This is a genomic window from Poseidonibacter parvus (genome assembly GCF_001956695.1).
Lineage (GTDB): Bacteria > Campylobacterota > Campylobacteria > Campylobacterales > Arcobacteraceae > Poseidonibacter > Poseidonibacter parvus.
On sequence record NZ_CP019070.1, the window covers coordinates 2,556,037 to 2,582,280 of the forward strand.

Annotated in this window: 28 protein-coding genes; 8 read left to right on the plus strand and 20 right to left on the minus strand. The window is 28.3% G+C overall.

The features are described 5' to 3' along the window. Positions 1 to 49: 49 nt before the first annotated feature. From LPB137_RS12590 to tilS, 4 genes are read left to right on the plus strand one after another with little or no spacing between them, the layout of a single operon-like run. Complete coding sequence (locus LPB137_RS12590) at positions 50 to 1,009, plus strand: ABC transporter permease (RefSeq protein ID WP_076088617.1); 960 nt, start codon at positions 50 to 52, stop codon at positions 1,007 to 1,009. 32 nt (positions 1,010 to 1,041) lie between these two features. Then, entirely contained in the window at positions 1,042 to 1,860 is an 819-nt protein-coding gene (gene panC, locus LPB137_RS12595) for a pantoate--beta-alanine ligase (protein WP_076088619.1), read from the plus strand. 47 nt (positions 1,861 to 1,907) lie between these two features. Further along, positions 1,908 to 3,257: a 30S ribosomal protein S12 methylthiotransferase RimO gene (rimO, locus tag LPB137_RS12600; RefSeq protein ID WP_076088621.1), complete on the plus strand. Its 1,350-nt coding sequence runs from the start codon at positions 1,908 to 1,910 to the stop codon at positions 3,255 to 3,257. A 10-nt stretch (positions 3,258 to 3,267) separates the two neighbouring features. Further along, positions 3,268 to 4,248: a tRNA lysidine(34) synthetase TilS gene (gene tilS, locus LPB137_RS12605; protein ID WP_076088623.1), complete on the plus strand. Its 981-nt coding sequence runs from the start codon at positions 3,268 to 3,270 to the stop codon at positions 4,246 to 4,248. Here the strand turns inward: tilS and LPB137_RS12610 are convergent. The 11 genes from LPB137_RS12610 to LPB137_RS12660 form a co-directional block, all read right to left on the minus strand. Further along, positions 4,237 to 4,506 (minus strand): hypothetical protein, encoded by a 270-nt coding sequence (locus LPB137_RS12610; protein WP_076088625.1) that lies wholly within the window; start codon positions 4,504 to 4,506, stop codon positions 4,237 to 4,239. The two genes, tilS and LPB137_RS12610, sit on opposite strands and share 12 nt — an antisense overlap. Next, complete coding sequence (gene fliS, locus LPB137_RS12615) at positions 4,482 to 4,838, minus strand: flagellar export chaperone FliS (RefSeq protein WP_076088627.1); 357 nt, start codon at positions 4,836 to 4,838, stop codon at positions 4,482 to 4,484. The genes LPB137_RS12610 and fliS overlap by 25 nt, the downstream gene beginning before the upstream one ends. Positions 4,839 to 4,928: 90 nt before the next feature. After that, positions 4,929 to 6,305: a flagellar filament capping protein FliD gene (fliD, locus tag LPB137_RS12620; RefSeq protein WP_076088629.1), complete on the minus strand. Its 1,377-nt coding sequence runs from the start codon at positions 6,303 to 6,305 to the stop codon at positions 4,929 to 4,931. 15 nt (positions 6,306 to 6,320) lie between these two features. Then, the gene (locus LPB137_RS12625) at positions 6,321 to 8,171 is read right to left on the minus strand and encodes a flagellar hook-associated protein FlgK (protein ID WP_076088631.1); all 1,851 of its coding nucleotides are present in this window, start codon (positions 8,169 to 8,171) and stop codon (positions 6,321 to 6,323) included. A 56-nt stretch (positions 8,172 to 8,227) separates the two neighbouring features. Continuing rightward, on the minus strand, positions 8,228 to 8,935 hold the full coding sequence (locus LPB137_RS12630) for a flagellar basal body L-ring protein FlgH (protein ID WP_076088633.1): 708 nt from the start codon (positions 8,933 to 8,935) through the stop codon (positions 8,228 to 8,230). Further along, complete coding sequence (locus LPB137_RS12635) at positions 8,925 to 9,353, minus strand: hypothetical protein (RefSeq protein ID WP_076088635.1); 429 nt, start codon at positions 9,351 to 9,353, stop codon at positions 8,925 to 8,927. The genes LPB137_RS12630 and LPB137_RS12635 overlap by 11 nt, the downstream gene beginning before the upstream one ends. Before the next feature lie 4 nt (positions 9,354 to 9,357). Next, entirely contained in the window at positions 9,358 to 9,897 is a 540-nt protein-coding gene (locus LPB137_RS12640) for a flagellar basal body-associated FliL family protein (RefSeq protein WP_076088637.1), read from the minus strand. Between the two features lie 12 nt (positions 9,898 to 9,909). Continuing rightward, positions 9,910 to 10,389, minus strand: a complete 480-nt coding sequence (locus LPB137_RS12645) for a MotE family protein (protein ID WP_076088639.1) — start codon at positions 10,387 to 10,389, stop codon at positions 9,910 to 9,912. 11 nt (positions 10,390 to 10,400) lie between these two features. Continuing rightward, on the minus strand, positions 10,401 to 10,805 hold the full coding sequence (locus LPB137_RS12650) for a hypothetical protein (RefSeq protein WP_076088641.1): 405 nt from the start codon (positions 10,803 to 10,805) through the stop codon (positions 10,401 to 10,403). Positions 10,806 to 10,807: 2 nt separating this feature from the next. Then, positions 10,808 to 11,068 carry a flagellar biosynthetic protein FliQ gene (locus tag LPB137_RS12655; RefSeq protein WP_076088643.1) on the minus strand — a complete coding sequence of 87 codons (261 nt, stop codon included), beginning with the start codon at positions 11,066 to 11,068 and terminating at the stop codon, positions 10,808 to 10,810. Positions 11,069 to 11,070: 2 nt separating this feature from the next. Further along, a complete protein-coding gene (locus LPB137_RS12660; protein ID WP_076088645.1) occupies positions 11,071 to 12,033 on the minus strand; it encodes a hypothetical protein in 963 nt (320 codons plus the stop codon). A 93-nt stretch (positions 12,034 to 12,126) separates the two neighbouring features. On the opposite strand from LPB137_RS12660, the gene LPB137_RS12665 reads away from it, so the two are divergent. Together LPB137_RS12665 and fliM are read left to right on the plus strand one after the other, a co-directional pair. Next, positions 12,127 to 13,176 carry a flagellar basal body P-ring protein FlgI gene (locus LPB137_RS12665; RefSeq protein ID WP_076088647.1) on the plus strand — a complete coding sequence of 350 codons (1,050 nt, stop codon included), beginning with the start codon at positions 12,127 to 12,129 and terminating at the stop codon, positions 13,174 to 13,176. Between the two features lies 1 nt (position 13,177). Continuing rightward, entirely contained in the window at positions 13,178 to 14,281 is a 1,104-nt protein-coding gene (gene fliM, locus LPB137_RS12670) for a flagellar motor switch protein FliM (protein ID WP_076088649.1), read from the plus strand. Here fliM and pyrC read toward each other — a convergent pair. The 5 genes from pyrC to amt all read right to left on the minus strand — a co-directional run bounded on the left by pyrC (position 14,278) and on the right by amt (position 18,594). Beyond that, the gene (pyrC, locus tag LPB137_RS12675) at positions 14,278 to 15,306 is read right to left on the minus strand and encodes a dihydroorotase (protein WP_076088651.1); all 1,029 of its coding nucleotides are present in this window, start codon (positions 15,304 to 15,306) and stop codon (positions 14,278 to 14,280) included. The genes fliM and pyrC overlap by 4 nt on opposite strands. Continuing rightward, on the minus strand, positions 15,306 to 15,644 hold the full coding sequence (locus tag LPB137_RS12680) for a P-II family nitrogen regulator (RefSeq protein ID WP_076088653.1): 339 nt from the start codon (positions 15,642 to 15,644) through the stop codon (positions 15,306 to 15,308). Before LPB137_RS12680 ends, pyrC begins: the two co-directional genes overlap by 1 nt. A gap of 58 nt (positions 15,645 to 15,702) precedes the next feature. Then, the gene (locus tag LPB137_RS12685) at positions 15,703 to 16,890 is read right to left on the minus strand and encodes an ammonium transporter (protein ID WP_083657261.1); all 1,188 of its coding nucleotides are present in this window, start codon (positions 16,888 to 16,890) and stop codon (positions 15,703 to 15,705) included. A 134-nt stretch (positions 16,891 to 17,024) separates the two neighbouring features. Beyond that, a complete protein-coding gene (locus tag LPB137_RS12690; protein ID WP_076088655.1) occupies positions 17,025 to 17,363 on the minus strand; it encodes a P-II family nitrogen regulator in 339 nt (112 codons plus the stop codon). Positions 17,364 to 17,379: 16 nt separating this feature from the next. After that, a complete protein-coding gene (gene amt, locus LPB137_RS12695) occupies positions 17,380 to 18,594 on the minus strand; it encodes an ammonium transporter (RefSeq protein ID WP_076088657.1) in 1,215 nt (404 codons plus the stop codon). Positions 18,595 to 18,789: 195 nt separating this feature from the next. On the opposite strand from amt, the gene LPB137_RS12700 reads away from it, so the two are divergent. Then, positions 18,790 to 20,718 carry an ankyrin repeat domain-containing protein gene (locus LPB137_RS12700; RefSeq protein ID WP_076088659.1) on the plus strand — a complete coding sequence of 643 codons (1,929 nt, stop codon included), beginning with the start codon at positions 18,790 to 18,792 and terminating at the stop codon, positions 20,716 to 20,718. A gap of 35 nt (positions 20,719 to 20,753) precedes the next feature. On the opposite strand, the gene LPB137_RS12705 is transcribed toward LPB137_RS12700, so the two are convergent. The 4 genes from LPB137_RS12705 to LPB137_RS12720 form a co-directional block, all read right to left on the minus strand. Next, on the minus strand, positions 20,754 to 21,548 hold the full coding sequence (locus tag LPB137_RS12705) for an ABC transporter ATP-binding protein (protein WP_076088661.1): 795 nt from the start codon (positions 21,546 to 21,548) through the stop codon (positions 20,754 to 20,756). Between the two features lie 11 nt (positions 21,549 to 21,559). Beyond that, entirely contained in the window at positions 21,560 to 22,369 is an 810-nt protein-coding gene (ntrB, locus tag LPB137_RS12710; protein WP_076088663.1) for a nitrate ABC transporter permease, read from the minus strand. A 126-nt stretch (positions 22,370 to 22,495) separates the two neighbouring features. Continuing rightward, positions 22,496 to 23,872 carry a CmpA/NrtA family ABC transporter substrate-binding protein gene (locus LPB137_RS12715; RefSeq protein WP_076088665.1) on the minus strand — a complete coding sequence of 459 codons (1,377 nt, stop codon included), beginning with the start codon at positions 23,870 to 23,872 and terminating at the stop codon, positions 22,496 to 22,498. A gap of 209 nt (positions 23,873 to 24,081) precedes the next feature. Continuing rightward, the gene (locus LPB137_RS12720; RefSeq protein WP_076088667.1) at positions 24,082 to 24,744 is read right to left on the minus strand and encodes a DUF2071 domain-containing protein; all 663 of its coding nucleotides are present in this window, start codon (positions 24,742 to 24,744) and stop codon (positions 24,082 to 24,084) included. Between the two features lie 211 nt (positions 24,745 to 24,955). On the opposite strand from LPB137_RS12720, the gene LPB137_RS12725 reads away from it, so the two are divergent. Then, positions 24,956 to 26,236, plus strand: a complete 1,281-nt coding sequence (locus tag LPB137_RS12725; RefSeq protein ID WP_076088669.1) for an MFS transporter — start codon at positions 24,956 to 24,958, stop codon at positions 26,234 to 26,236. Positions 26,237 to 26,244 lie beyond the last annotated feature (8 nt).

Here is a 26,244-nt window from a genome sequence, read left to right on the forward strand (position 1 = left end):
TACTAATAAAATCACCAATTTATAAACACTTATCCTGTATAATCATTTTATGAAATTATTTTTGAATAAACTATTATACTTAATTATTATGCTTTTTATTATTAGCCTTATTTCTTTTTTAGCAATAAATCTAGCACCTAATTCATTTTTTGCAAGTGGTTCTTTAAACCCTAATATTACAGAAGAATCAATTGCTCAATTAAAAGCAATTTATGGTTTGGATAAACCTTTATATATGCAGTTTTACTCTTGGATTATTGCAATAATACAATTTGATTTTGGGATTTCTTTTGCAAGTGGTTCTATGGTAAAAGATGAGATTTTAACAAGAATTCCTATTACTTTGATTATAAATATAATTTCAATGTTTTTAATTTTTGTTTTATCTTTATATTTAGGAATAAAAGCAGCTTTAAATAAAAATAGCTTTTTTGATAAATTTGTAAACCAGCTTTCACTTATTAGTTTTTCTATGCCTTCATTTTATCTTGCACTTTTAGGAGTTTTAGTTTTTTCTATTACTTATGAAGTTTTACCAATTGCAGGACTTCATTCCGTTCCTAACGATGGAAGTTTGAACTATTATTTAGATTTTGCTTGGCATTTAATAATGCCTATTACTATTATAGTATTTGGAGGAATTGGAAGTTTAACATTATATATTAGGTCTTTAACTATTGAAATATTAAAATCAGATTACATATTTTTTGCAAAATCAAGAGCTTTAAATGATAGGCAAATTCTGAGATATTATATTTTACCAAATTTATATCCTCCCGTTATTACACTTTTAGGACTTTCACTTCCTGGAATTATTGGTGGGTCTGTAATACTTGAAACTATATTTTCAATTGATGGAATGGGATTACTATTTTTTCAAAGTGCATTAAGTCATGATTATCCTGTAATTATGGGGATATTAATAATTGGAGCATTTTTAACACTAATTGGAAATATGATAGCTGATTTAGTTTTACTAAAATTAAATCCAAATTATGACGGAAAGTGATATAATTCACTTTTTTAAATCAAGGAAATGTATTGAAAATATTAAAAACTATTGAAGAAGTTCAAGCTATTAGAAAAACTATTACATCAAGTGTAGGTTTTGTACCTACAATGGGTGCATTACATGATGGACATATATCTTTAATAAAAAAAGCTAGAGAAGAGAATGAAATTGTTGTAGTATCAATTTTTGTAAATCCTACACAGTTTCTTGAAGGTGAAGATTTAGATTCATATCCAAGACGAGATGAAGCTGATAAAAAGATTTGTGAATTATGTAAAGTTGATTACTTGTTTATGCCTGATATTTCAACAATGTATTCAAAAGAAGAGATTTTAATAAAAGCACCAAATAAAAGCTACATGCTTGAAGGTCTTACTAGACCTGGGCATTTTGATGGAGTATTGCAAGTTGTTTTAAAACTTTTTGGAATCACTCAACCTAACAATGCTTATTTTGGGAAAAAAGATGCACAACAATTATCACTAATTATGCAAATGGTTAAAAATTTATTTCTTCCAATTAATATTGTTGCTTGTGATATTATAAGAGAAAAAGACGGACTTGCAATGAGTTCACGAAATGTTTATTTAGATGAAAAACAAAGAAAAGAAGCTTTACTTTTATCTCAATCTTTATACACAGCAGCTTCATTAATTTCAAAAGGTGAGTTAAACTCAATTCTTGTAAAAAGAAGAATTGAAGAAGTATTAAAAGATTTAGATATAGAATATACAGCAATTGTAAATAGAGAATTTGATGAAATAGATACAATTGAACTTAAAAATACAATAATTTTAATTGTTGTACGATTTGGAAATACCAGGCTACTTGATAATATTTGGATTTAAGTTTTTTTTATGCTAAAATTGCAAAAAAATTAAGGTCTTAATAATATATGAAATTCTCAGCACAAAACCCTGTTAAATCTTTGCATCTTGTATCTTTAGGTTGTACAAAAAACCTTGTAGACTCAGAGATTATGCTAGGTAAACTAAAAGATTATAAAATAAGTGATGATGCAACAAACGCAGACGTTTTAATAGTTAATACATGTGGATTTATTGATTCTGCTAAAGAAGAAAGTATTAATACAATTTTAGATTTACACGAACAAAGAAAAGATGAATCAGTACTTGTTGTTGCTGGTTGTTTAACACAAAGATATCAAGAAGAACTTCAAAAAGAGATACCAGAAGTTGATATTTTTACAGGTGTTGGAGATTATGACAGAATTGATGAATTAGTTGATCAAAAAAGAAGTGCTTTTACAAATCAAGTATTCTTAGCCTCAGACACAAATGAAAGAGTAATAACAGGTTCTTCATATCATGCATATGTGAAATTAAGTGAAGGCTGTAATCAAACATGTTCATTCTGTGCAATTCCTAGTTTTAAAGGAAAACTTCACTCTAGAACACTTCAATCACTTGTAAAAGAGGTAAAATCTTTAGTTTCAAAAGGTTATACAGATTTTTCTTTTGTATCTCAAGACTCTTCATCATTTTTAAGAGATCAAGGCCAAAAAGATGGTTTAGAACAACTAATAAATGAAGTTGATAAAATAGAAGGTATTAAAACAGCTAGAATTTTATATCTTTACCCTTCAACTACAACACTTTCACTAATAGATACAATTGCCGAATCAAAAACTTTTGAAAACTATTTTGATATGCCTTTACAACATATAACTCCTTCAATGCTTAAGATTATGAAAAGAGGGAAAGGTGTTGAAAAATTAAATGAATTAATGGATCATATGAAATCAAAACCAAATTCATTTGTAAGAACTACATTTATTGCAGGTCACCCAGGTGAGACACAAGAAGACCATGAAGCATTATGTGAATATATTGCAAACTATAAATTTGACCGTGCAAATGTTTTTTCTTATTCAACAGAAGAAGGAACAGCAGCTGCAAAATCTGATGCTTTAATCGATCAAGAAATTATTGATCAAAGAGCAGATGAAATTGGTGAAATAATTGCTAAAACAACTCAAGAATCATTAGAAAAAGAAATTGGAAAGACTTTTGAAGTTTATATTGATGGAGAAAGTGATGAACACGAATTTTTATTAAGTGCAAGAAAAACTACTTGGGCTCCTGATATTGATGGTGAAATATATATCAATGACAATGAATTATATGATGAGAACAATCCAGAGCAATTAGCTTTTGGGCAAATTTATACAGTAAGAGTTACTGAACTTTCAGGTGATAAACTACTAGCTACAGTAATTAAATAAACTTTAAAATATGAACTTAGATTTTTCTGCGGTAAAAGAGTCAAAAAATTTACTTGCTTTTTCAGCAGGTATTGACTCTTCTGCACTATTCTTTTTACTTTTAGAAAAAGACATAGATTTTGATATAGCAATTGTAAATTATAATACAAGAGATGAATCAAAAGAAGAACTTCAATATGCTAAAGACTTAGCAAAAAAATACAATAAAAAAATATTTTATAAAGAAGTAGAACTTCAATCAAAATCAAATTTTGAAAAAACTGCAAGAGATATTAGATACAGTTTTTTTAAAGAAATTATACAAAATAATAACTATGAAATATTAATTACAGCACATCAACTAAATGATAAATTAGAATGGTTTTTAATGCAACTAAGCAAGGGTGCAGGATTAATTGAATTAATTGGTTTTAACGAGTTTGAAATTAAAGATACGTATAAAATATACAAACCCTTACTTACTATTTCAAAAGAAGAATTAGAAAACTATCTTCAAAAAAGAGATATAAAGTATTTTATTGATTCAAGTAATAGTGATGAGAAGTATAAAAGAAATTATTTTCGTCATAATTTTTCTGATAGATTTCTTGATGAATATAAAGACGGGATAATTAACTCTTTCATCTACTTGCAAGAAGATATCAAGTCTTTAAACTTTAAAAATAAAGCAATAATAGAAATTGAAGAACTAGAAGTTTTTAAAAATTTAGATGATGATAATTTAAATATCAGAATTATTGATTTGTCATTAAAAAAAAGAGGTGTTTTATTATCAAAGGCTCAAAGAAAAGAGATTTTAAAACAAAAAAGTATTGTTATATCAAATAAGATTTCAATAACAATAGAAGATGATTATATTTGGATTTGTCCTAAGTCATTAAAAACAATGGACAAAAAGTTTAAAGAGAAGTGTAGAATATTAAAAATACCAAAAAATATTAGAGCTTACGTAAAAGAAAAAGAAATTGAAGTAAAAAATTTAGTGCTGTAAAAATTTTTTAACTTTACTTAATCTAATAAGTTCTAATCTACTATCTTCTTTATGTTTTTTTAGAAAGTTTATATTTTTAAAGAAAAGTTCTTCTAATTGCTTGAACTCATTTAATTCTAAATCAAAATCTCTAATGTCACTTTTAAGTAAGTAATCATCATGCCATTTTACTAATGCAGCAGCTCTTTCTACTGCATCTAATGAATCAATATAAATAAGCCTTTTAAGAGCTTCTATAGACCTGTTTCGTCTTTCCATGCGTCAATCAATCCTTGAGTAACTTTCATTACTTGGTTTATAGAGTTTATATTATCATCAACTCCAGCTGCAAAAAGTGTTTCTATTTGGTAAAGATATAAACCATCAAGATAATAAGCAACATCTCCGCCATCAAAATCAAGAACATTTCTTAACTCATCAAATATTGCAATAGATTTATTTATATATGTAAATTTAGCTTCAATATTTCCATCTTCAATTGAACTTTTAACAAAAGACAAATATTTAATAACACCTTCATAAAGTTTTAAAACTAAAACATAAGGATCATCTGATACTGCATTTTGTTGATTATAAGCTTCTATTCCCATATATTGTATCTCCATTCACTAATTTTCATTATGTAGTATATTATATTCTTTCTTAAATACATCATTGAATATTAAAAAATAATTTTATTCCTAGTCAGAATATGCCTCTGCTATTATTGATTCTAAACCTGAAAATGATGTTTCATATAATGTAATAATTGCAGCATAAGATGCAAATTGTGCAGATAATGCAGAATATTTATCATCTAAAGTTTCTTCAGCTTCTTCTAAATCATCATTTAAAATCTCTTCTCTGGATAATAATGAAGATTCATATAACCCTATTACTCCATCTGTATAACCCATATCATCAATTAGTGCTTTTAGTTGTGTTCCCATACCTTCATTCTCAGCAGTTCCAATAAAAATACTTTTCATTAAATCTGGGTCTTCATCAAGTGCATTATTAAACGCAGTAGAATCTAAAGAAAGCACTCCAGTACTATCTAATTCAAAACCATAATTAAAAACTGATTTATCAGAATCTTCCCCATAAGTTCCAAATAACTTATCTTTTATTTGAGAAATAATATCTCTAAGTGCAGATTTATCTTCAATAAAAGAATCAGCAGAATAAACTTCATCTTCAATTAAAGCAACAAGTCCATTGTATTGTGTAATAAATTCATTCATGCTACTTTCAACAGTTGTATTATCTTTTGTAATATTTATACTAGATGTTCCTGTTTCAGTTGCAGTAATACTTAAACCATCAACTTCCAAACTATTTGAAGAAACACTATATGAAACACCATCAACTGTTGCTTCCATATTTTGTGCTACTAATGTATGATTAACGGAAACAGAAACCGTCCCTCCATTACCATCATCAATATCCTCAGTTTTATTAAATCCAAATTTATCATCAGCCGCCGCAACACCTGAAATTGAAAGTGCATTATCAATTCCTGATTCATTACTTTTTAAAACTAACCTGAAAGAATCACTACCAACTTGTTCTATTGATGCATTTATATCATCACTTGCATCAATTTTATCTGCTAATTCTTGATAAGTTTTTCCTTCAGTGGCAAAAGTTTCACCATTAATAGTTAAATCTCCCATTCCTGTAATAGCTGCATCTTTTTCTGTTTCAGTAATTGCATTTGATTGATATACATCTTTTTGTGCCAAAGATGTGATATTAACAGTTGTAATTCCTGTGTTTAATGAAGAAACATCTGCAGCATCAAATGTAACTGAACTACCTGAAGCTGTTGCTGTTTTTTCATCAAATGCCGTAGTCCCACCAGTTACAAATAAGTCAAATACTTTTACAGCTTCAAGAAATTCATTAACTTTATCATCAATTGTAGTAAAAACTTCATTTTCACTTGCAATATCTTCAATACTTGTTTCTATTGGTTCAACAGTTGCTGCCCTTTCTGCTGTTTTTAGTTTATCAATTAATTCTTGATCTAGAGTAGCAGCTTGTCCTGAACCTAAACCTAAAATACCTTCAGCCATTATTTTGCCCTCCTATTATCTTTTTAATCCAAGTAAAACTTGTAACATTTCATCGATTGCTGTAATTATCTTCGCATTTGCAGAATAAGCTGCTTGGAATTTAATTAAGTTTATCATTTCTTCATCTGAATCAACTTTCGTTAATTCATTATATGTATTTTCTAGTGATTGTTGAATAGTCTCTTGTGTTGTTAATAAAAACTCATTACTTTCTTTATCTGAAGAAACATTTATTCGTATATCTTGAAAAAACTCTGATAATGAAGCAACTGAACTATTTGTACTATCTTGCTCTTCACCAGTAAAAGAAATATCTTTTTTCCATTGTAAAGTTGCCAAATAGTCCAAATCTTCTTGCTCTAAATCATTAACATTATTTTCATTAAATTTAAGTGTCATTACACTTCCACCTGAAAATAGGTTTAACTGATTTATTTCAGAATCAGAATAAGTTGATGCAGATCCATCAATACTTGTATCACCATAAATATAGTCATCACCATCTTTAATATATGCATCAGTTAAGTCACTCAGAGTTTGAGCAAAAGAGTCTAATTTATCTTTATAGTCTTGTATCTTGTTATTATAAGAAGTAGAATCTAAATTATCTAATTGTGGTTTTAATATTCCACTTTTTACAGTAATTTCACTATCATAAATACTTAAGAATGTTCTTGATTCTGACTCACTACTATAATCTTCATCTGCAAAATAATTACTTCGCGATTCTGCTATAGTTCCTGAAGCATCATTTTTAACTACAGTAATTCTACCTTCAAAATTTCCATCAGGTCCATCAACTTTTGACTCAATTAATAAAAAATTATCTTGATTTGGATAAAGTTCTGTTTTATCACCATTAGAATCTGTTTCATAGTTACCATTATATGCTTTTACTAAATTGCCTATTCCTGTTGTTTCATTTATTTTATCTGATAAAGCCCTTATATAATTTGATCCATCAACAGTTTGTGTAGTCTCTGTACCGTCATTATTCAAATCAGCAGTAAAAGATTCTCCATATGTGATACTAACTTCAAATTCATTATTAATTTTATAAGTAATTTCATCACCAATGTCAAAAGTGATAGCAAGATTTGAACCATCGTCTTGTACATACTTATCAATTTGAGGAGTTTTTTCTTCTTCTATTTCAAGAGCTCTTACGTTTGTACTATATCTAACAGCAGTTGTTCCTGCTATTTTTAGTTCATATTCTCCATTTTGAGTACTAACATCAATATCAACATACATTGATAATTCTTTTTCAAGTTGGTCTCTTTTATCTAAAAGATCATTTGAAGAAGTGTTATACTGTCCCATTTTTTGATTTACTTCACCAATTTCTTGAAGAATGTCATTTATTGTTGAAACATTTGCACTTAAATCTTCTGCTTCCAAAGATTGTTGCTTTTCAATATCAGAATAAATATTTTGTAATGACTCAACTAAAGTATTTCCTTCATTCTTTAAAGTTGTTTCATAAACTTCCGAATTTGGATTACTACGTAAATTTTCAACTGCTTGTAAATAACGATTTAAATCTGCAGAAAATCCACTAGTGTCAGTTTCTTGGAATATTGATTCAATATTGCCTAAAGTAGAAGACAGTTTATCATATTGGTTTACTTTAGAGTTTTCAGATAGAATATTTTCATACATATATTGAGATGTAATTCTATAAGCAGTACTTGAACTAACACCTCGTCCTGTTACTCTACTATCACTTTGTTCTAATTCACTAAGCTGAACAACTCTTTTTTTGTATCCTTCAGTATTCTCATTAGCAATATTATTTGATACATTTTCAACAGCTGTTTGTGCAGCTTTTAGCCCTGACTGTGAAACATTTAATGTACCTAGCATAGAGACTCCTTTAGGATAAGATATCTAATTATTGCATTACAATTCTTAAAATTAGATTAAAATGGCCAAATTGCTCTTATTATTTTTGTTCCCCATGGTGTTTCCATGATATCAGCTTCTTCACCTTCTTTATCGTAAAGAACTTTTAAATTAGCCATTTGAGAAGATTCTATAGAGTTATCAGAAGTAATATCGTAAGGTCTAATTACACCACTTACAATTATTTCTTGCTTTTGCCCATCTATTAGTAACTCTTTTGAACCTTTAATAAAATAATTACCATTTTGGTATGTTTCTTCAATTATTGCAGAAATTACAGTCTCAAATGTTTCATCAAATGAGGATGTAGCTTCACCTGAATCTGAAGAAGAACTATTAGTACTAAAGCCCACACCTAATGTACCATTTAACTTGTTAGCTAAGCTACTAACTGTCCCGTTTAAACTATTTGTTCCAGTACTTGCTAATATCCCACCACCAAGATTACTATCTCTACTACTTGATAATTCTCTTGAATTAGTAGAATCTGAAGATAAAGACTCACTAATATTGATTTGGATAATATCACCAACTTGAAGATCTTTTTTATCTGCAAATAATGAAGCACCTTGCATAGAATACAAAGAACCTTTATTATTTTTAGGTGCTGGCTGTTTTTTAGGGATTTGTATTTTGGGTTTATTAAAACTTATTTCTTGTTTTTCAGTTATTCCACATGCAGTAAAAAATACTGCGATTATTAATATCAGTATACTATTTTTCATTTAATCTACTTTCAACAATATATTTAACATCAATTGCGATAATTATCTCATTTAGTGTATTTTTGATTAATGCCATAGAACCATACCTTACTTTTAATGCATCTAAATTAGTTTTTGGTTCGCAAATAATTACTACTTTATTCTCAATAATTTTTACATGTTGTATATATTTTTGTCCTATTAAATCAACAGCTTTTTCTATTTCTGTTAAAATAGCAATTTCTAAATTCTTTTTATATTTTTTTTTCTCTTCAGCCTCTAACTTTTCTGCTTTTTTTGTTTCTAATTCAATTTTTTGTTGTTCTTCAAACTCTTTACTCATATACATATAATAGCCAGCAAACATTGCTACTAAAACTGCTAAGGAAATAAATTTAATTATTTTTTGTTTTTTATTTCTTTTTATAGCTACTATCATATTTCTATTTTATTACAAAAGTTGTAAATAATATCTTTTTAATATTATTTGCTTTCACTTCTTCATTATTTGATGTCATTTCATTAACTATAGCGTTTATCTCTTCTAAAAGCTCTTCTTTTAGTAATGCTTTTCCACCAACAGTTAATAGTTCTTCAGAACTTCTAGCACTAATTTGAGCAATAACAACATCAATGATTTCTGCTCTATACTCTTCAACTAATGCTGCAATTGTAGGTTCTACACTTTTTACAGCAAAAGATAATTTCATTAGTTTTTCTTTTCCTTTTGCATTAGTGATATTTAATACTAGATCATCAATATTAGCTTTAAATGTTTCTTTTGAATCTCCAGCTTCTTCTTTCTTAACCATTTCTTCTTGATTTTGTCCATCTTTAGGTGAAAACATACCTTGAGAATATAAGAAGTAAGCTCCACCGGCAACTGCTAATAATAAGATTACGACAAGTGCAATTAGAACAATAATCATTCCTTTTCCTCCACCTGAACTTTTTGTTTCTTCTTTATTTTCTTCTTCAGCCATTGTTATCCCTTTTTATTTTTCTGCTTTAAATTCTTGAAGCATTAACGTCAATTTTGCAGCATTTGGTACACTTAAATATTTCATTAATAATGTTACGTTTTTTTCTTTTAGTTTCAAAATTATATCAAAAACATCTTCAATTTTTCCATCACTAATCATTTCATTGAAAATAGCTGCTGAAATTTTTGGTTTCATTGAATTATAGACTTTTGCAGTTTTACTATTAACTGTTTCAGTCATATCTTGTAAAATTGATAGATTCTTGTCATGTAGAGCTTGTATTTCAGCTTTTTCTTTTTTAATTTGAGAAAGTATTGTATCTAGTTCTTTTTTTCTATCTTGATACTCTTTTTCTTTTTGGTTATAAAAAGAGTTTAACTCTTTTTTTAATTCTTTTATTTCAATTCTTTGTTTTATAAGCTCACTACTTGTTTCATTAGCTGCATATATAAAAATAGGAAATAATATAAAAATAACTATTTTGTTAATCAATTTATAAACCTTTATCCTGAAATATATTTACTTTGAATATATTCATTAGCTTCTTCTTCTTCAGCAACTAATATTCTTTTAATTGCTTCTTGTTTTTGCTCTTCTAAAATATATCCAAACTGTTCAGTCTCTTTTTGTAATTCTATTATATCTTTAATTAGTAATTCTAACTCTTCATTTAATAGTTTTTTATTTTTTTTCAATTCTTGAATATGAAGTCTCATAGTATTCTTATGCATTTCTAAAACTGCAAAATCTGAAATTGCTCCAAATTTTTGAACACTAGCTGAATCAATTTGAGTTTTAGTAATTAAAATCTCGGCTTCAAATCTCTCTATTTTTGATAATAAAAGACCTTTTTGCATAAGCTTTTGATCTGTTTGTGTTTTTTTTAAGTTATATAACTGGTCAATCATTTTTAATTACCAAAAACTAGTATTAAGTCCCATAAGTCTTTAGTATAAGTTTCAATATGGTCTCCAATCCAAGGAAGAGATATTAAAATAAACCCTGATACAAATATTACTTTTGGAACAAAACTTAATGAAGCATCACTAACTTGTGTTACTGCTTGAAAAATTGAAATCACTAATCCAATTACCATACTAACAAGTAATGAAGGTAATCCTAGAATTAAAATAATCTTTACAGTGTTCTCAGCAATACCAATTAAATCCACTATTAATCTTTAATCTTTACTGTAATTTCTAATGTTTTGTTATTCAATAATTTTGATATCAATTCTGCAATATCTTGAACATTTGAACTTTCTACTTCAATTTTTTCATTGCTTGTATTAGAATTTGAGCTAATAGTTGGACTATTAATTCCTTCTAAAGCATTTAAAATATCTTGCTCATTTAATGAATCAAGTTCTGTAAACTCTTTAGACATATCCTCTCCTTGTTTAAACTCTTCTTCAATTGTATCTTCTAGTTCATTGATATTTAAACTATTTTCTTCTGGTATTTCTTCAATTTTTTGTTCATCGTAATCAGAAGTCGTATTGTTTAATCCCACGTCTTCTTCAAAATTAATTAAAGAAGTCAATTCCTCTTTAGATAATTCATTAGAGTCATCTTCAAGCTCAATTAAACCTTCTAACTCATCTAAGTTAATATCTTTTTTGATTTCTACATTAGAAATCTCATCATCGTCATTTTTTGAACTTGATAATAATTGGGCTAGCTCTTCATCTAATTCAATATTAATATCATCCATATCATCAATATCATCAATATCATCTTCGTATGCTTCATCAACAATATCAATAATTGAACTTTGAATATTAGGCTCTATTTCTTTTTGTTGTTCGTATTTTCTTAATATGTATTTTGGAATTTCTTTTAAAGAATCTACAGATAAATCAGCAATTCCATTATCAAATAAAAATTCTTCTTTTATACCATCTTTTGGCGCTAAGAATTTTATTTTTTGATTAAGTGCATTTTTTTTAATAATTTTTTCATCATCAATTAAGTAAATATCATTAGGATTTGCTTCAATTGTAGATTTTAGTAATTCTAAATCTTCAATATCTTCGATAACACTATTGCTATCTAGTTTAAATTTTATATTAGCATGTTCTAAAGTTTCATGAATTTCTTTTTTAAAACTATTATTACCATAAATATAAATATTCAAATCAGTGCCCTATAATAAATTTTATTACATAGATTATACCTTTTTTTATTAAATTTACGATAAAATAATATCAATTAAGCGTAAGGTAACATATTGAAGTATTTTTTATTAGTATTAATTTTCTTTTCATCTTTATACTCACAAACAGTAAAAGACATTTCAAATATCATTGGAATAAGAGACAATCAACTTATTGGATATGGTTTAGTTGTTGGTCTTGCTGGTACTGGTGATAAATCAAAATTCACTATGCAATCTTTACAAAATTTACTACGTAATTCATATATCAAAATTCCTGCAACTTCTATTTCTTCAAAAAATATTGCAGCTGTTATGGTTACGGGAACCTTGCCTCCTTTTTCTAGACAAGGAGATAAAATAAAAATAAAAGTATCTACAATAGGTGATGCTAAATCTGTTGATCATGGTGAACTTTTAATCACACAATTAAAAGGTGTGGATGGTAAAGTATATGCTTTAGCACAAGGTACAATTGTAGCAACAAATAATAATACAACTACAGGTTTTATCTATGATGGTGCAACAGTAGAAAATGAGATCAATTATAATTTACAAGAGGAAGACTCAATTACATTAAGTTTATATAAAAGTTCTGCAAAAAATGCAGATCTAATTGAAACTAAAATCAATAAAAAATTTGGAAGAAAACTTGCACGAGCAGTTGATACTAGAACTATCAAAGTAAATAAACCAAAAGAAATATCTATAATCAAGTTTATATCTATGGTTGAGAATATTCCCTTAAGTTCTGATTTTAAAAAGAAAATAATTATTGATATGAATAGAGAATCAATTATTGCTGGTGCAGATATTGAAATATCACCTGTTACAATTGCTAGAGATTCTTTTACAATAAGAATTAAAAAAACTGCACTTACTGATAACCAATGGGTTGATCCTAAACAAAATAAAGGTGTAGATATTGGTGATGATGTTAAAATTGCAGATAAACCTGTAATTGATATTAATAATGCAATGATAAATACGAAAAAAACACCAACTGTTTCAGATTTAGTTAGATCTATGAAGGTAATGAACTTACCAATGACTGAAATAATAGATACTCTTAAAATGATAAAAGAGATGGGTGCTATTGATGTTGAATTTGAGATAAGAGGATAATATGGCAGAATTTTTAAGTCAAGATGAAATTGATGCCCTTTTAGATATTGCCGAGCAAGGTGAAGACATTGATTCTTCTCCAATGGAGAAGGTATTATCAAAAGAAAAAAACTATTCTATTTACGATTTTAAAAAACCTAATCGTATCTCAGGGGAGCAGTTTAAAGCCTTTTCAGCAATTCACGATAAAATGCTAAGAGATTTTATTACTGATCTTTCCGCAATGCTTAGAAAAATTGTTGATGTGAAACTCTACTCAATTGAGCAGATGACTTATGGGGAATTTATACTATCAATTCCACAAATTACATCGTTAAATACACTTTCTATTAAACCTATGGAAGGAAGAATTGTAATCGAGTGTAACCCTGGTATTTCACATAAGATTATTGCAGAATTACTAGGTTCTGGAGCTGTAAATACAAGTGATAATCTTGATAGAGAATTAACAGAAATTGAGATTGAGATTTTTGATCATTTTTATGAAATGTTTATAAAAAATTTATATAAAACGTGGGCTGAGATTTCAACTTTAAACTTTAAAACAGAATCTAGAGATACGAATGCGAATGCCATTCAAATTATCTCTGATCATGAAATTGTTTTACTTGTAGTTTTAGAAATAACTATCGATGAAGAATCAGGTTTCTTATCAATTTGTTATCCAATCTCTTATATTGAACCTTTATTAAATAAAATTGTTGAGAAAGTATTTTCTGAAGGTAAAAATAGAAAATCTTCTAGAAAAAAAGATATTACAACTTTAATATCAGGTGCTAAAATGAATGTAGAATCTATTATGGCTGAAACTGAATTAAGCGCAGAAGATATTTTAAATTTAAAAGTTGATGATGTAATTGTTTTTAATAAAAATGCAACCTCTTCTTCAAATAAAATTTATATAAATAAAAAAGAGAAGTTTTTATCATTATCGGGTATTTCTAATAATAGAAAAGCTATTCAAATACAGTCTAATCTTGATAAAGAAAAACAAGAAACATTAGAAATATTAAGAGTTATGAGAGAAGAAAGAATTGTAAAAGCTGCAGAAAAATCTTCAAATATTAAAAAACTTCTTGAAGATAGAACATCGAAAAAAGCTTAACTTTTTTCAATGCTCCAAGCTAATGTTTCATTAGCATACATAGGTACTACATTTTCATTTTTATATTCATAAATTGCAGGAACTACGAAATCTTTTTTTACTAACTTTATAGTTTTTTTCTTTGGCTTTAAATTATAAACTCTTTGCGCATTTAAAGACACAAAATCATTTAAATTATCTAAACAATTATGTTCTTCAAATAACTCAACTAATACCTGTAAAGCTATTGGAGAAGTAAAAACTCCAGCTGCACAACCACAAGATTCTTTTTTATGCTTAGGATGAGGAGCTGAATCACTTCCAAACATTAGCTTTGGATGAGCTTTAAGTGCTGCATTTAATAAAGCAGATCTATCTTCAGGTCTTTTTGCAATTGGCTTACAAAATAAATGCGGTTGAAGCATTCCACCTGCAACATCATCTAAAGTAATAAGTAAATGTTGTAAAGTTACAGTTGCATGTAAATTATCATACTTTTCAAGTAATTCAACTGCATCTTTTGTAGTAATATGCTCCATTATGATTTTTAAATCAGGAAAAGCTTGTGCAATTGATTCATAAATTGGCATAAACTCTCTTTCTCTATCCATTACAAAACCATTAGTTTCTCCATGAACACAAAAAGGAATACCTAATTTACTCATTGATTCTAAAGTTGGTCTTAAAACTTCTACATCCATAGATGAAACACCTGTTTCAGAATTAGTTGTAATTCCTGCAGGATAAAGTTTAATTCCAATAATATCATCTTTTATATTTTCCAAAAACTCATATGAGTAATCATCTTTAAAAAATAAAGTAACATGTGGATCAAAAATATCATCTTTACATGCTTCTTTAATTCTATCTTTATAAGATAGTAATGCTTCTTTAGTAGTAATAGGAGGTACTAAGTTAGGCATTATTAAAGCACCTGTAAAAGTATTTGAAGTTAAAGGTCCCACTAATTTTAACATGTCACCATCACGTAAGTGAAGGTGCATATCTAAAGGTTCATTTATTTCAAAAGTAGTTAAACTACTCATTAAATAGCTTCCTCATCTTCTTCACCAGTTCTGATTCTTACAATTTTTTCAATTGCAGAAACAAATATTTTACCATCACCGATTTTTCCAGTTTTCGCTGAATCAGTAATTAATTTAATTGTACTATCTACATCAGCTTCTGCTACAATTAATTCTAATTTAATTTTTGGTAAAAAATCAACTACATATTCTGCCCCTCTATATAACTCAGAGTGACCTTGTTGTCTACCATAACCTTTTACATCAGATACTGTCATACCAGTGATTCCAGCTTCTGTTAAGGCATCTTTTACGTCTTCTAGTTTAAATGGTTTTATTACTGCTTCGATTTTTTTCAAAGTTAATCCTTTTTTAATTGTTTCTATTTTATCAAAATTTATATAAATTTATATATTATTAGAATGCTCGTTTAAATTCTGGGTAAGCTTCTAAACCACATTCTTCTACATCTAATCCTTGCATCTCTTCGTCATTATCAGCACGTAAAGGCATGATTTTATTTATTATAAATAATATAATAAAAGAAGAAGTAAATGCAAATACAGCAACTAATAAAATACCTTTTACTTGACCTAAAAGTGTAATATCACTTCCATTAGATGCAAAAATACCAACTGCTAATGTTCCCCAAATACCGTTAAGTAAGTGAACTGATAATGCACCAACAGGATCATCAATTCTAATTTTATCAAAGAATGATACACCAAATACAACAATAATACCACCAATAGCACCAACTAAAATTGGAGTATAAATATCATATAAATCAGGCCCAGCTGTAACTGCAACTAATCCACCTAAAGCACCATTTAAAATCATTGTTAAATCTAGTTTTTTATATCTAAACTGCATAAAACAAGCAACCATAATAGCACCAGCAAGTCCAGCTGTATTTGTGTTCATAATAGTTAATGCAACAGCATCAGCATTATCTTTTGATGCAATAGAACCAACAGAACCACCATTAAATCCAAACCAACCTATCCATAAAAGAAAAGCTCCTAAAGTAACTAAAGGAATATTTGAAGCTGGGATTACTCTAATTCCACCCTCTTTTGTATATCTTCCTTTTCTTGCACCTATTATTAAAATTGCTGCTAATAAAGCCCATCCACCAGTAGAGTGAATCACAGTTGAACCAGCTAAATCATACATTGATAAAGAAAGAATTGTTCCATCTAAGAAATTTGATCCCCATGTAACATTTACTACAAGTGGATATAAAACTGCTGCCATAATAACAGTAAATACTGCCAAAGGAACAACTTTTGCTCTTTCACTTACTCCACCTGACATAATATTTACAACTTTACCAACAAAAGCCATTTGGAACATAAATGCTGCCCACTTACTCATTGAGTCACTTCCAAAATCTCCAAAAGCTATTGAATAACCTATTAAAAGGAAAGCCAATGATGCAATTGCATAAATTAATGTGTTGATTGTTAATACTGCTGTTACGTTTTTAGTCCTTACAATTCCAGCCTCTAGCATTGCAAAACCTGGTACCATGAAAATAATTAATGTCATTGCAAAAATAGCATACAATGTATCAATTATATAAGAGATAGATTCCATATTCATAAATAAACCCTTTTGTTTTATTTATATTATATAGGTATAAAAAATATTTGATTAAGATTAGGTGTATAAAAAGTATACAATTTAAGAAAAAAGTATATTTTCTTAAATTGCAGTATAGTTTTTAAGAACTATAATTAGATTGCGTCAGCACCTTTTTCTTCAGTTCTGATTCTTACTACTTCATCTAAAGATGATACAAAAATCTTACCATCTCCAATTTTACCTGTTTTAGCAGAGTTAACGATTGCATCAATTGCAACATCAACCATATCTTCTTGAACTACTAAATCAATTTTGATTTTTGGTAAAAAATCTACCACGTACTCAGCCCCTCTGTATAATTCAGAGTGACCTTGTTGTCTACCATAACCTTTTACATCATATACACTCATACCAGTAATACCAGCTTCAACAAGTGCATCTTTTACATCTTCAAGTTTAAAAGGTTTAATTATTACTTCAATTTTTTTCATATTTTAATTCCTTTACCTATGCTCTTTTAAATTCTGGATATGCTTCTAAACCAGTTTCATGAATATCTAAACCATTAATTTCAGTTTCTTCATCAACTCTTAATCCAACTACCATATCTAATATTTTCCAGATAATGAATGAAGTAATAAATACAAATGCTCCAATTACAACAATACCTTTAAGTTGAGCCATAATAGTAACTTCAGGATTAAAGATACCAACAGCTAAAGTTCCCCAGATACCTGCTACTAAGTGAACAGATAAAGCACCAACAGGATCATCAATTCTTAACTTATCCCATAAAGGAACAGCAAATACAATTAAAGCACCACCAACAATACCTTCAATAAAGGCAACAGTCATTCCTAAATCAGGACCTGCAGTACAAGAAACTAAACCAGCTAATGCACCATTTAAAACCATTGTTAAATCAACTTTTTTGTATAACAGTTGAGTTAATAAAGCAGCCATAATAGCACCTGCAGCAGCTGCCATATTTGTATTAGCAACAACCATAGCAATACCATCAATATCACCTTTTGAACCAAGTGCTAATTGAGAACCACCATTAAATCCAAACCAACCCATCCATAAAATGAATGTACCTAAAGTAGCTAATGTTAAGTTTGAACCTGGAATTGGTCTAACTTGTCCATTTTTACCATATTTACCTTTTCTTGCTCCTAAAATAAGAACACCAGCTAATGCAGCCCATCCACCAACAGAGTGAACAATAGTAGACCCAGCAAAATCAGAGAAACCAGCAATTACACCACCAAGTTCTGTTCCACCCCATGTCCAGTGACCTTGGATTGGATAAATAACACCAGATAAAAGAACAACAAAAATTAAGAACGGCCATAATTTCATTCTTTCAGCAATAGTACCAGAAATAACAGACGCAGCAGTTGCAACGAACATTACTTGGAAGAAGAAATCAGCAGCAGCAGGATAAGCAGCATCTGGTGCACTTACCATATCAATTGTTGAGAAACTTCCCATAAAAGATGAACCCTCACCATACATTAAGTTGTAACCTACAAAATAATACATAATACAAGATATAGCGAATAACGCCATATTTTTTGTTAATACAGTCGCATTATTTTTTGTTCTTGTTAACCCAGCTTCTAGCATCGCAAAACCTGCGGCCATCCACATAACTAAGATTCCTGAAAACACAAACAGAAACCCATCTAATATATATTTTACATCAGCAAAATTTTCCATAAGACCCCTTTGTCAATTTTTATGAGAGTATTATAAAATATATAAAATGATAAGTAAACATACCTGCTGTATATTTATTATACATTTGATTGTATTTTTTTTAATTTATATTTTCAAATTTAAAAGAACTCCAATATATCTATCTTTTAGCTAATTGATTATAAAATAAATAAAATTCTAATATAAAGATGATGTATGTTAAAAGGTTTTAGTAAAATTAAAGATTTTAAAGAAGAAGATTTATTAAAAGAATTATTAAATCCTGTATTTAATCAAAAAAAAATAGAATCAATATATGAAGCTAGTAATATTGACTTAAATTGGCAGAATGACAAAAAAGAGACATTCCTTCACTTATGCTCAAAAGGTGGATATATTGAATCAGTTAAATGGCTAATAAATAAAAAAGTTGACATGGAAATTGTGAATGCTGAAAATGATACAGCTTTATTTTATTCACTTCATTCTAATAACTTACCCTTAGTAACTATATTAATAGAATCTGGCGCAAACGTAAATCACTTAAATATTTACAAAAGATCATTAATTCAAGAAGCCATTATTGCAAGTAACAATAGATTAGTTAACTATATAATATCAAAATCAAGTAACTTATCAAATGAAGATAAATATGGTAATAATTTAATTTTTGATGCTCTTTCAAATGGAAAAAAAGAAATTATTGAATTAGTTGCAAAATTAAGTGATGTAGATATTAATCATGTAAACAAATCAGGAAATACAGTTTTACAACAAGAAGTTGTTTTAAAAAACAATAATATTGCAATAAGTCTACTAGAATTAGGTGCAGATCCTACAATACAAGATAAAAAGGGTAAAAACTTTTTATTTTATGCACTTTCAAAAGGTTATAAAAATGTTGAGATTTTAGAAAAAGCTGTTGAGTTAGGCTGTGATATAAATTCTAGAGCTTCAGATAACACAACAATTTTAATAGAATCGATTAATCACTATTTAAATACTCCTAAAGATAATCTTGAAGAAAGAGAAAATCATCTATTAATGATAAAAGAATTAATAGCAAAAGGTGTAGATATTGAAGCACTTGATGATAAAAATGAAAGTGCATTTTTTGCAGCAACTAGAAGTGGAAATGAAAAATTAATTGAAGTATTTTTAACAAATAAAAAGATTTCAATAAATCATCAAAATATATGGGGTGAAACTGTTTTATCAATACTTATATTAAAAGGTGTAGAACATATAAAAACCATTATAAATTTTTTAAAACATAATGCAAATCCAAATATAAAAAATAAAAAAGGGAAGAACTGTATTGAAATACTAAGTGATATTATACTATTCAACCAAAATCATAAACCCTTAGATAAAGAAATTGAAAAAGAGCTAAATATTGATGGTGAATATTTAACAGTTATTACTAAAATAATAGAACATTCAAAAATTGATTTTGAACAACTAAACTCAAAAGGTAAACCTTTATTTTTTGATTCAATTTTATATTTTAATTTGAATTTATTTAAGATATTTAGAGATTCAAATATTAATATTAATCTAAGAGATAAAGAAGATCACAATATTATTTTCGAACTTATGGATTATAATAATTCTCATATAGGAAAAAAAGAAAAAAAACAGTATCTTGAAATGATGCAAAACTTAATAAATCTAGGTGTAGATGTAAATGCAAAGAACCATGAAGGATTAACTCCCTTACATAAAGCAGTTGTTGAAGATTGTGAATATACAGTAAAACTTTTACTTGAAGCAAAATCTGATTTAGAAGCAGTTGATAACAAAGGTAGAAGTGTGATTCATAATTGTATATGGAAAGACACAACAAGGTATTTTAAATTAATTCATTCTTACAATCCAGATATTATAAATATTCCTGATAAATTTGGATTAAAACCAATAAATTATGCAGCATTTATGGATAAAAAAGATTTAGTTCTTGAAATGCTTGATGAAGGAGCATTAGTAAATAACACTTACGATAAAGATCCTAAAATTATGGCTTTTTTTGAGAAATTCCATAAAAATATAATTAATATTGAAGATAATGTAAAAAATGAAGTTGATAAAAGAAGTTTAAGATTATTAGCAAACGCTATGATTGCAGAATTCAATATAAAAGTATAAGATAACTTATATCTTATACTTTTTAGTTTATAACTTTATTCATCATCTTTTGCGAATTTTTCGTAAAGGAAACTTAAAATTGCTTCTCTACATCTAATATATTCAGGATGACTTTGAAGCTCAACTCTATTTCTAGGTCTTGGTAAATCCACTTCTAAAATTTCTCCAATAGTAGCTTCTGGACCATTTGTCATCATAATTACTTTATCACTTAATAAAACTGCTTCATCAATATCATGAGTAATAATAATTACAGTATTTTCAACGCTTTGTTGAATTCTCATTAAATGCTCTTGTAAATTTGCTCTTGTTAATGAATCAAGTGCTCCAAAAGGTTCATCCATTAGTAATACATCAGGTTTAATACTCAAAGCTCGTGCAATTCCAACTCTTTGTTTCATACCTCCTGATATTTCTCCAGGAAATTTATCTTTTGCATGATCTAAGTTTACCATTGATACAAATTTTTCAACTCTTGCTCTTAATTCTGAAGCATCAAGTTCTGGCATTACTTTTTTAACTGCTAATTCAATATTTTCATAAACTGTTAACCAAGGTAATAAAGAGTGATTTTGGAAAACAACAGCACGTTCAGGTCCTGGTCCTTTAATCTCTTTATTATTTAAAATAATATTACCTTTAGTTTGTGAATCTAATCCTGCTATCATATTAAGAAGTGTTGACTTACCACAACCACTGTGCCCAATTATTGAAATAATTTCATTCTTTGCAATATTAACATTTACATCAACAACTGCTTTATACTCTTTTCCACCAGGAAGGGGAAATGTCTTATCTATATTTTCTAATTGTAAAAATTTTTCGTTCATTTCTTTCTTCCTTACATTCTTTTTCTATAGTCAAAATAATCAGCAATTCTGCCCATAACTACATCTAAAATAAATCCAACTAAACCAACTAGAATAATTCCTATTATAATATTATGATAAGCAAGGTTATTATATTCATCCCAAATCCAGAAACCAATACCAATACCACCAGTAAGCATTTCAGCTGCAACAATTACAAGCCATGCAATACCTAAAGATAATCTCATCCCTGTAAAAATATAAGGAACAGCAACTGGTAGAATAATTTTATATACTTTCTCCATTGCAGTAAATCTTAATACTTTTGCAACATTTAAATAATCCTCACTTACATTTTTAACACCAAGAGCAGTATTTATAATAATCGGCCAGATTGATGTAATAAAAATTGTAGAAATCGCTGTTGCATTAATATCTTGAAAAATGAATAACAATAATGGCAGCCATGCTAATGGTGAAACAGGTTTAAATATTTGAATAAATGGGTCAAGTGCATATTGAACATTTTTACTCATTCCAACTAATAAACCAATAGGAATACCAACTAAAATAGCTAGTGCAAAACCTGCAAAAACTCTTTTTAATGATTCAAGTATTTGCCAAAATACTCCCATATCATCTTGATTTTCTATATAGAATGGATCAGATAAAACACCTTCTATTTCATCTCCATCAGAAGTCTCTCCTCCAAAAGCATAGACTGCTGTATCACTTGGTGTTGGAAAATCTTCTACAATTGTTGCAAGACCAGACCAAAATTGAATTATTAAAAATAATACAATAAATGGCAATATAATCTTTTTCATCAGTTCTTTGTTCATTTAATTAAACCTTTTATTTTTTTGTACTTTTAAGTACCTAGTGTAAATTAAGTACGATGTTTTTTGCTAGACACTTAAAAGACAAAGCTTTTAGCTTTATCTTTTTTATTGACTAAGTAGAGAAATCTACTTAGTTACATACTTAGGATCAGCACACCCTGCTGGTCCATAATGACACTCATATTTTGGTTGTTTAGTTTCAACAGACCATTTATTAGCTTTCATTAAAACTTCTTTTGATACTAATGAATTTTGAACTTTTACATCAAAAATATAATCAACAGCTTTATTTGGATCCCAAATTTTACCATCTAAGAATTTATTATATTCATCAACACCATCTTTTTTCCAAGCACTTGGAGGTAATTTATAATCAACTTCTGCAGCAACTTCGGCAAATAAATCTGGTCTATATACTTTTTCAATTAAAGCTTTCATATCAACTGGTTTATCAAGTTGTCCCCATCTATACATTTGAGTTACAAACCACATACCATGTGAATAGAATGGATATGCTGCATAGTTATTTGCAAATACGTTAAACATTGGGTTTGCAGAATCTACACCTTTATTATAAAGGAATGTTCCAGACATTGATTTTCTTAATACATTTTTAGGAGCTTTAACATAGTTTTTCTTAGCTAAGTAACCAATTGCCTCTTCTCTGTTTTCCCAAGATTCATCAAGCCATTTTTGAGCTTTAATAACTGCTCTCATAACTGCTTTAGTTGTTTCTGGGTTTTTCTTAACAAAATCAGCTCTTGCTTGTAAAACTTTTTCAGGATTATTATTCCAAATATCGTAGTTAGTAACTAATGCAGAACCTTTACCTTTAAGTACGATTCTTGAATTCCAAGGTTCACCAACACAGTAACCTTCAATATTTCCAGCAATTAAGTTTGATGGCATTGTTGGTGGTGGGAAAGGTTTAATTGTACAATCTTGGTCAGGTCTAATACCAGATGAAGCCATCCAATATCTTAATTCATAGTTATGCGTAGAAACTGGGTGAACCATACCAAAACTTAGTGGCTGATATTTATTCCCTTCTTTAGCTCTTTTTGCATCAATATATTTTTTTAAAGATTCAGCAGATACTGGTCTTTCAGTTTTATCTAAACCATATTCTTCCATTTTTTCAATAATATTATTACCATAAGTAATCGCATTACCATTAAAGTCTAAAGATAATAAAGCTTGTAAGTGAGCATTACCATTGATTCCTAATGTTGCAGCAATAGGCATTCCTGCTAATGCATGTGAAAAGTCATATTCTCCAGAAATTACTTTTTGTTGAATTCCTGGCCAACCACCACCTTCTTTTGCAACATGTACATCTAAACCTTCAGCTTTAAAAAAACCTTTTTCTTTAGCTATTACTAATGGAGCACAATCTGTTAAGGCAATAAACCCTATCTTTAACTTTGTTTTCTCCGGTGCAGCTAATAATGTACTTGCAACTAACGATAATCCTAAACCAACTTTTACTACTTGCTTAATCATCTCTTCCCCTTTAATTTTTTATATTAATTTTTAAGATAGGAAAATTCTAACAGAAATTTTTAATGATTATACAAAGTAGATGTTTATTATTTATACATTTTAACTTAAATTTACATAATATAAATCTATTTAAGAAAGTTTTATAGTAAAACTTCTTGATAAGTCTTTTTATAATCTTAAAATTACATAAAAAGTATATTTATTGACTTTCATATCCTTTCTAATGTATTTGTAGTGACATTAATTTCTTTACAATAAAAAGTTTGAGGGTATTGAGAGTTAATTTTATATTCATCTAAAACCAACAAATTACTATTCTTTGTAATAGCACTACAAAGAGACCAAGGTTCATGACTGATATTAGCTTTAAAACTAATTCCTAAGTATTTATTTACAAAAAAATATCTATTTGTACTCCAATTTGCAAAGGTATTGGCTTCAGGTATTTTTGCTTTAGAAACTATTTCATATTCTGTTTTAAATTGTAATTTTGAATTTCTATAAGAAGATACAATATTTTGAATACTATTATATTTACTTATTCTATATGGTAAGCCATATAAAACCCTTGCACCTAAAACTGATATTAAACTGTCTACATCTAAACTTAGAAATAAAACTCCTGGTTTATTATCGTGTATAATATATGTTCTTACATTTAATTCATTATATTTCTTAAACCAAATAATATTTCCCGTTGACTTATGTTTTACATCATTCATAGTCATTGAAACTAAACCTAAATAATATTTACCATCAAAACTATCAAACTTACAGTTTTTTGGAAGATATGATTTAAAAGCATCTATATCTGAAATCTCAAAATGTTGAAATAATAAATCTTTCCAAGTTTGTTTCCATCCTTTTTCCATAAATATCCTTTTTGTGATTTATATAATTGTAATCAAAAAAGAATAAGTTTGGTAGCCAATTTTTGTCTTTTAATCGCAAGAAGAATAAAACTTAATTTTACATTAATATATTTTGTATAATTTGCAATTGTTTACTAAATATACAATATTACTTAGTAATAAAGTAATAATTCATATAGAATAAACTTATAATTACATTAAAGGGAATAAAATGGCAGGATTAAAAGATTTAAAAGGTAAAGGGCACGCACCAACATTGTTTATGGCCTTCCTTTACTTTGATATGAGTTTCATGGTTTGGACAATGTTAGGACCTCTTAGTACAGAGATAAGTGAAGCTCTAGCTTTAGGTGGTCATATTATGACAGCAGGAGAAAAAGCTACACTACTTTCTCTTCCAATTCTTTCAGGAGCAATACTTAGAATTGTACTTGGTTTTGGAGTTGACAAGATTGGTGCTAAATTAACAGCGCTTATTTCACAATCAATTGTTATTGCTGCACTTTTAACAGCATTTTTACAAGGTGATAATATCACATATAACCAATTATTAATTGTTGCACTTGGTCTTGGTTTTGCTGGAGCTTCTTTTGCAGTTGCACTTCCTCAAGCTGGTCAATGGTATCCACCAAAACTTCAAGGTGTTGTTTTAGGTATTGCAGGTGCTGGTAATATTGGTGTTGTTATTGATTTCTTATTTGCTCCTAAAATTGCTGAAATTTGGGGATGGGATGCTGTATTTGGTGTTGGTGCATTTATGGCTATTATTGTATTAGTTGCTTATTTCTTCCTAGCACAAGATGCTCCAGAAGAAGTATATAAAAAGAACCCAAAGAAGTTAAAAGATTATGTTAAACTTTTAAAAGATAAAGATACTTGGTGGTTCTGTTTATTCTATGCTGTTTCATTCGGTGGTTTCGTTGGATTCGCAGGATATATGAAAGTTTATTTAATGAATACATATCAAATAGATATGGCAGCATTTGGTATTGATGTACTAGATGAAGGAAATGTAAAAGTTATTGCTGGATACTTTGGTGCTTTATGTATCTTTGCAGGTGCTATTTTAAGACCAGTGGGTGGAGCGGTTGCTGATAAAATTGGTGGTGTTAAATCATTATATTTCTTCTATGGTGTTGTTGCGTTATTAGCAATTATAAATGCTACTATCGAATTACCATTCGCTGTTGCAATTTTTGTATTATTCTTAATCATGGCAAATCTTGGTATGGCAAATGGCGCTGTGTTCCAACTTGTACCTCAAAGATTTGGTAAAGATATTGGTATTATGACTGGTATTGTAGGATGTGCTGGTGGACTTGGTGGTACTGCTTTAATTCAAACACTTGGTTGGTCAAAAGGTGCGTTTGATGGATATACAGCTGGATTCTTAATATTTGCAGTTGTTGTATTTGTAGCAATCTCAGGAATCTCACTTGTTAAAACAAGATGGAGAACTACTTGGGGTGTAAGCGCAGGTGGTAGAATATAAAAAGAGCT

What these genes read in the sequence shown, in the direction of transcription:
- LPB137_RS12715 (WP_076088665.1), bottom strand. Translation starts at nt 23,872, where the DNA reads ATGATTAAGCAAGTAGTAAAAGTTGGTTTAGGATTATCGTTAGTTGCA.
- LPB137_RS12590 (WP_076088617.1), top strand. Translation starts at nt 50, where the DNA reads ATGAAATTATTTTTGAATAAACTATTATACTTAATTATTATGCTTTTT.
- LPB137_RS12700 (WP_076088659.1), top strand. Translation starts at nt 18,790, where the DNA reads ATGTTAAAAGGTTTTAGTAAAATTAAAGATTTTAAAGAAGAAGATTTA.
- LPB137_RS12610 (WP_076088625.1), bottom strand. Translation starts at nt 4,506, where the DNA reads ATGGAAAGACGAAACAGGTCTATAGAAGCTCTTAAAAGGCTTATTTAT.
- pyrC (WP_076088651.1), bottom strand. Translation starts at nt 15,306, where the DNA reads ATGAGTAGTTTAACTACTTTTGAAATAAATGAACCTTTAGATATGCAC.
- LPB137_RS12640 (WP_076088637.1), bottom strand. Translation starts at nt 9,897, where the DNA reads ATGGCTGAAGAAGAAAATAAAGAAGAAACAAAAAGTTCAGGTGGAGGA.
- fliS (WP_076088627.1), bottom strand. Translation starts at nt 4,838, where the DNA reads ATGGGAATAGAAGCTTATAATCAACAAAATGCAGTATCAGATGATCCT.
- ntrB (WP_076088663.1), bottom strand. Translation starts at nt 22,369, where the DNA reads ATGAACAAAGAACTGATGAAAAAGATTATATTGCCATTTATTGTATTA.
- LPB137_RS12720 (WP_076088667.1), bottom strand. Translation starts at nt 24,744, where the DNA reads ATGGAAAAAGGATGGAAACAAACTTGGAAAGATTTATTATTTCAACAT.
- LPB137_RS12705 (WP_076088661.1), bottom strand. Translation starts at nt 21,548, where the DNA reads ATGAACGAAAAATTTTTACAATTAGAAAATATAGATAAGACATTTCCC.
- fliM (WP_076088649.1), top strand. Translation starts at nt 13,178, where the DNA reads ATGGCAGAATTTTTAAGTCAAGATGAAATTGATGCCCTTTTAGATATT.
- LPB137_RS12625 (WP_076088631.1), bottom strand. Translation starts at nt 8,171, where the DNA reads ATGCTAGGTACATTAAATGTTTCACAGTCAGGGCTAAAAGCTGCACAA.
- LPB137_RS12685 (WP_083657261.1), bottom strand. Translation starts at nt 16,890, where the DNA reads ATGAATATGGAATCTATCTCTTATATAATTGATACATTGTATGCTATT.
- LPB137_RS12630 (WP_076088633.1), bottom strand. Translation starts at nt 8,935, where the DNA reads ATGAAAAATAGTATACTGATATTAATAATCGCAGTATTTTTTACTGCA.
- LPB137_RS12690 (WP_076088655.1), bottom strand. Translation starts at nt 17,363, where the DNA reads ATGAAAAAAATTGAAGTAATAATTAAACCTTTTAAACTTGAAGATGTA.
- LPB137_RS12725 (WP_076088669.1), top strand. Translation starts at nt 24,956, where the DNA reads ATGGCAGGATTAAAAGATTTAAAAGGTAAAGGGCACGCACCAACATTG.
- rimO (WP_076088621.1), top strand. Translation starts at nt 1,908, where the DNA reads ATGAAATTCTCAGCACAAAACCCTGTTAAATCTTTGCATCTTGTATCT.
- amt (WP_076088657.1), bottom strand. Translation starts at nt 18,594, where the DNA reads ATGGAAAATTTTGCTGATGTAAAATATATATTAGATGGGTTTCTGTTT.
- tilS (WP_076088623.1), top strand. Translation starts at nt 3,268, where the DNA reads ATGAACTTAGATTTTTCTGCGGTAAAAGAGTCAAAAAATTTACTTGCT.
- fliD (WP_076088629.1), bottom strand. Translation starts at nt 6,305, where the DNA reads ATGGCTGAAGGTATTTTAGGTTTAGGTTCAGGACAAGCTGCTACTCTA.
- LPB137_RS12635 (WP_076088635.1), bottom strand. Translation starts at nt 9,353, where the DNA reads ATGATAGTAGCTATAAAAAGAAATAAAAAACAAAAAATAATTAAATTT.
- LPB137_RS12650 (WP_076088641.1), bottom strand. Translation starts at nt 10,805, where the DNA reads ATGATTGACCAGTTATATAACTTAAAAAAAACACAAACAGATCAAAAG.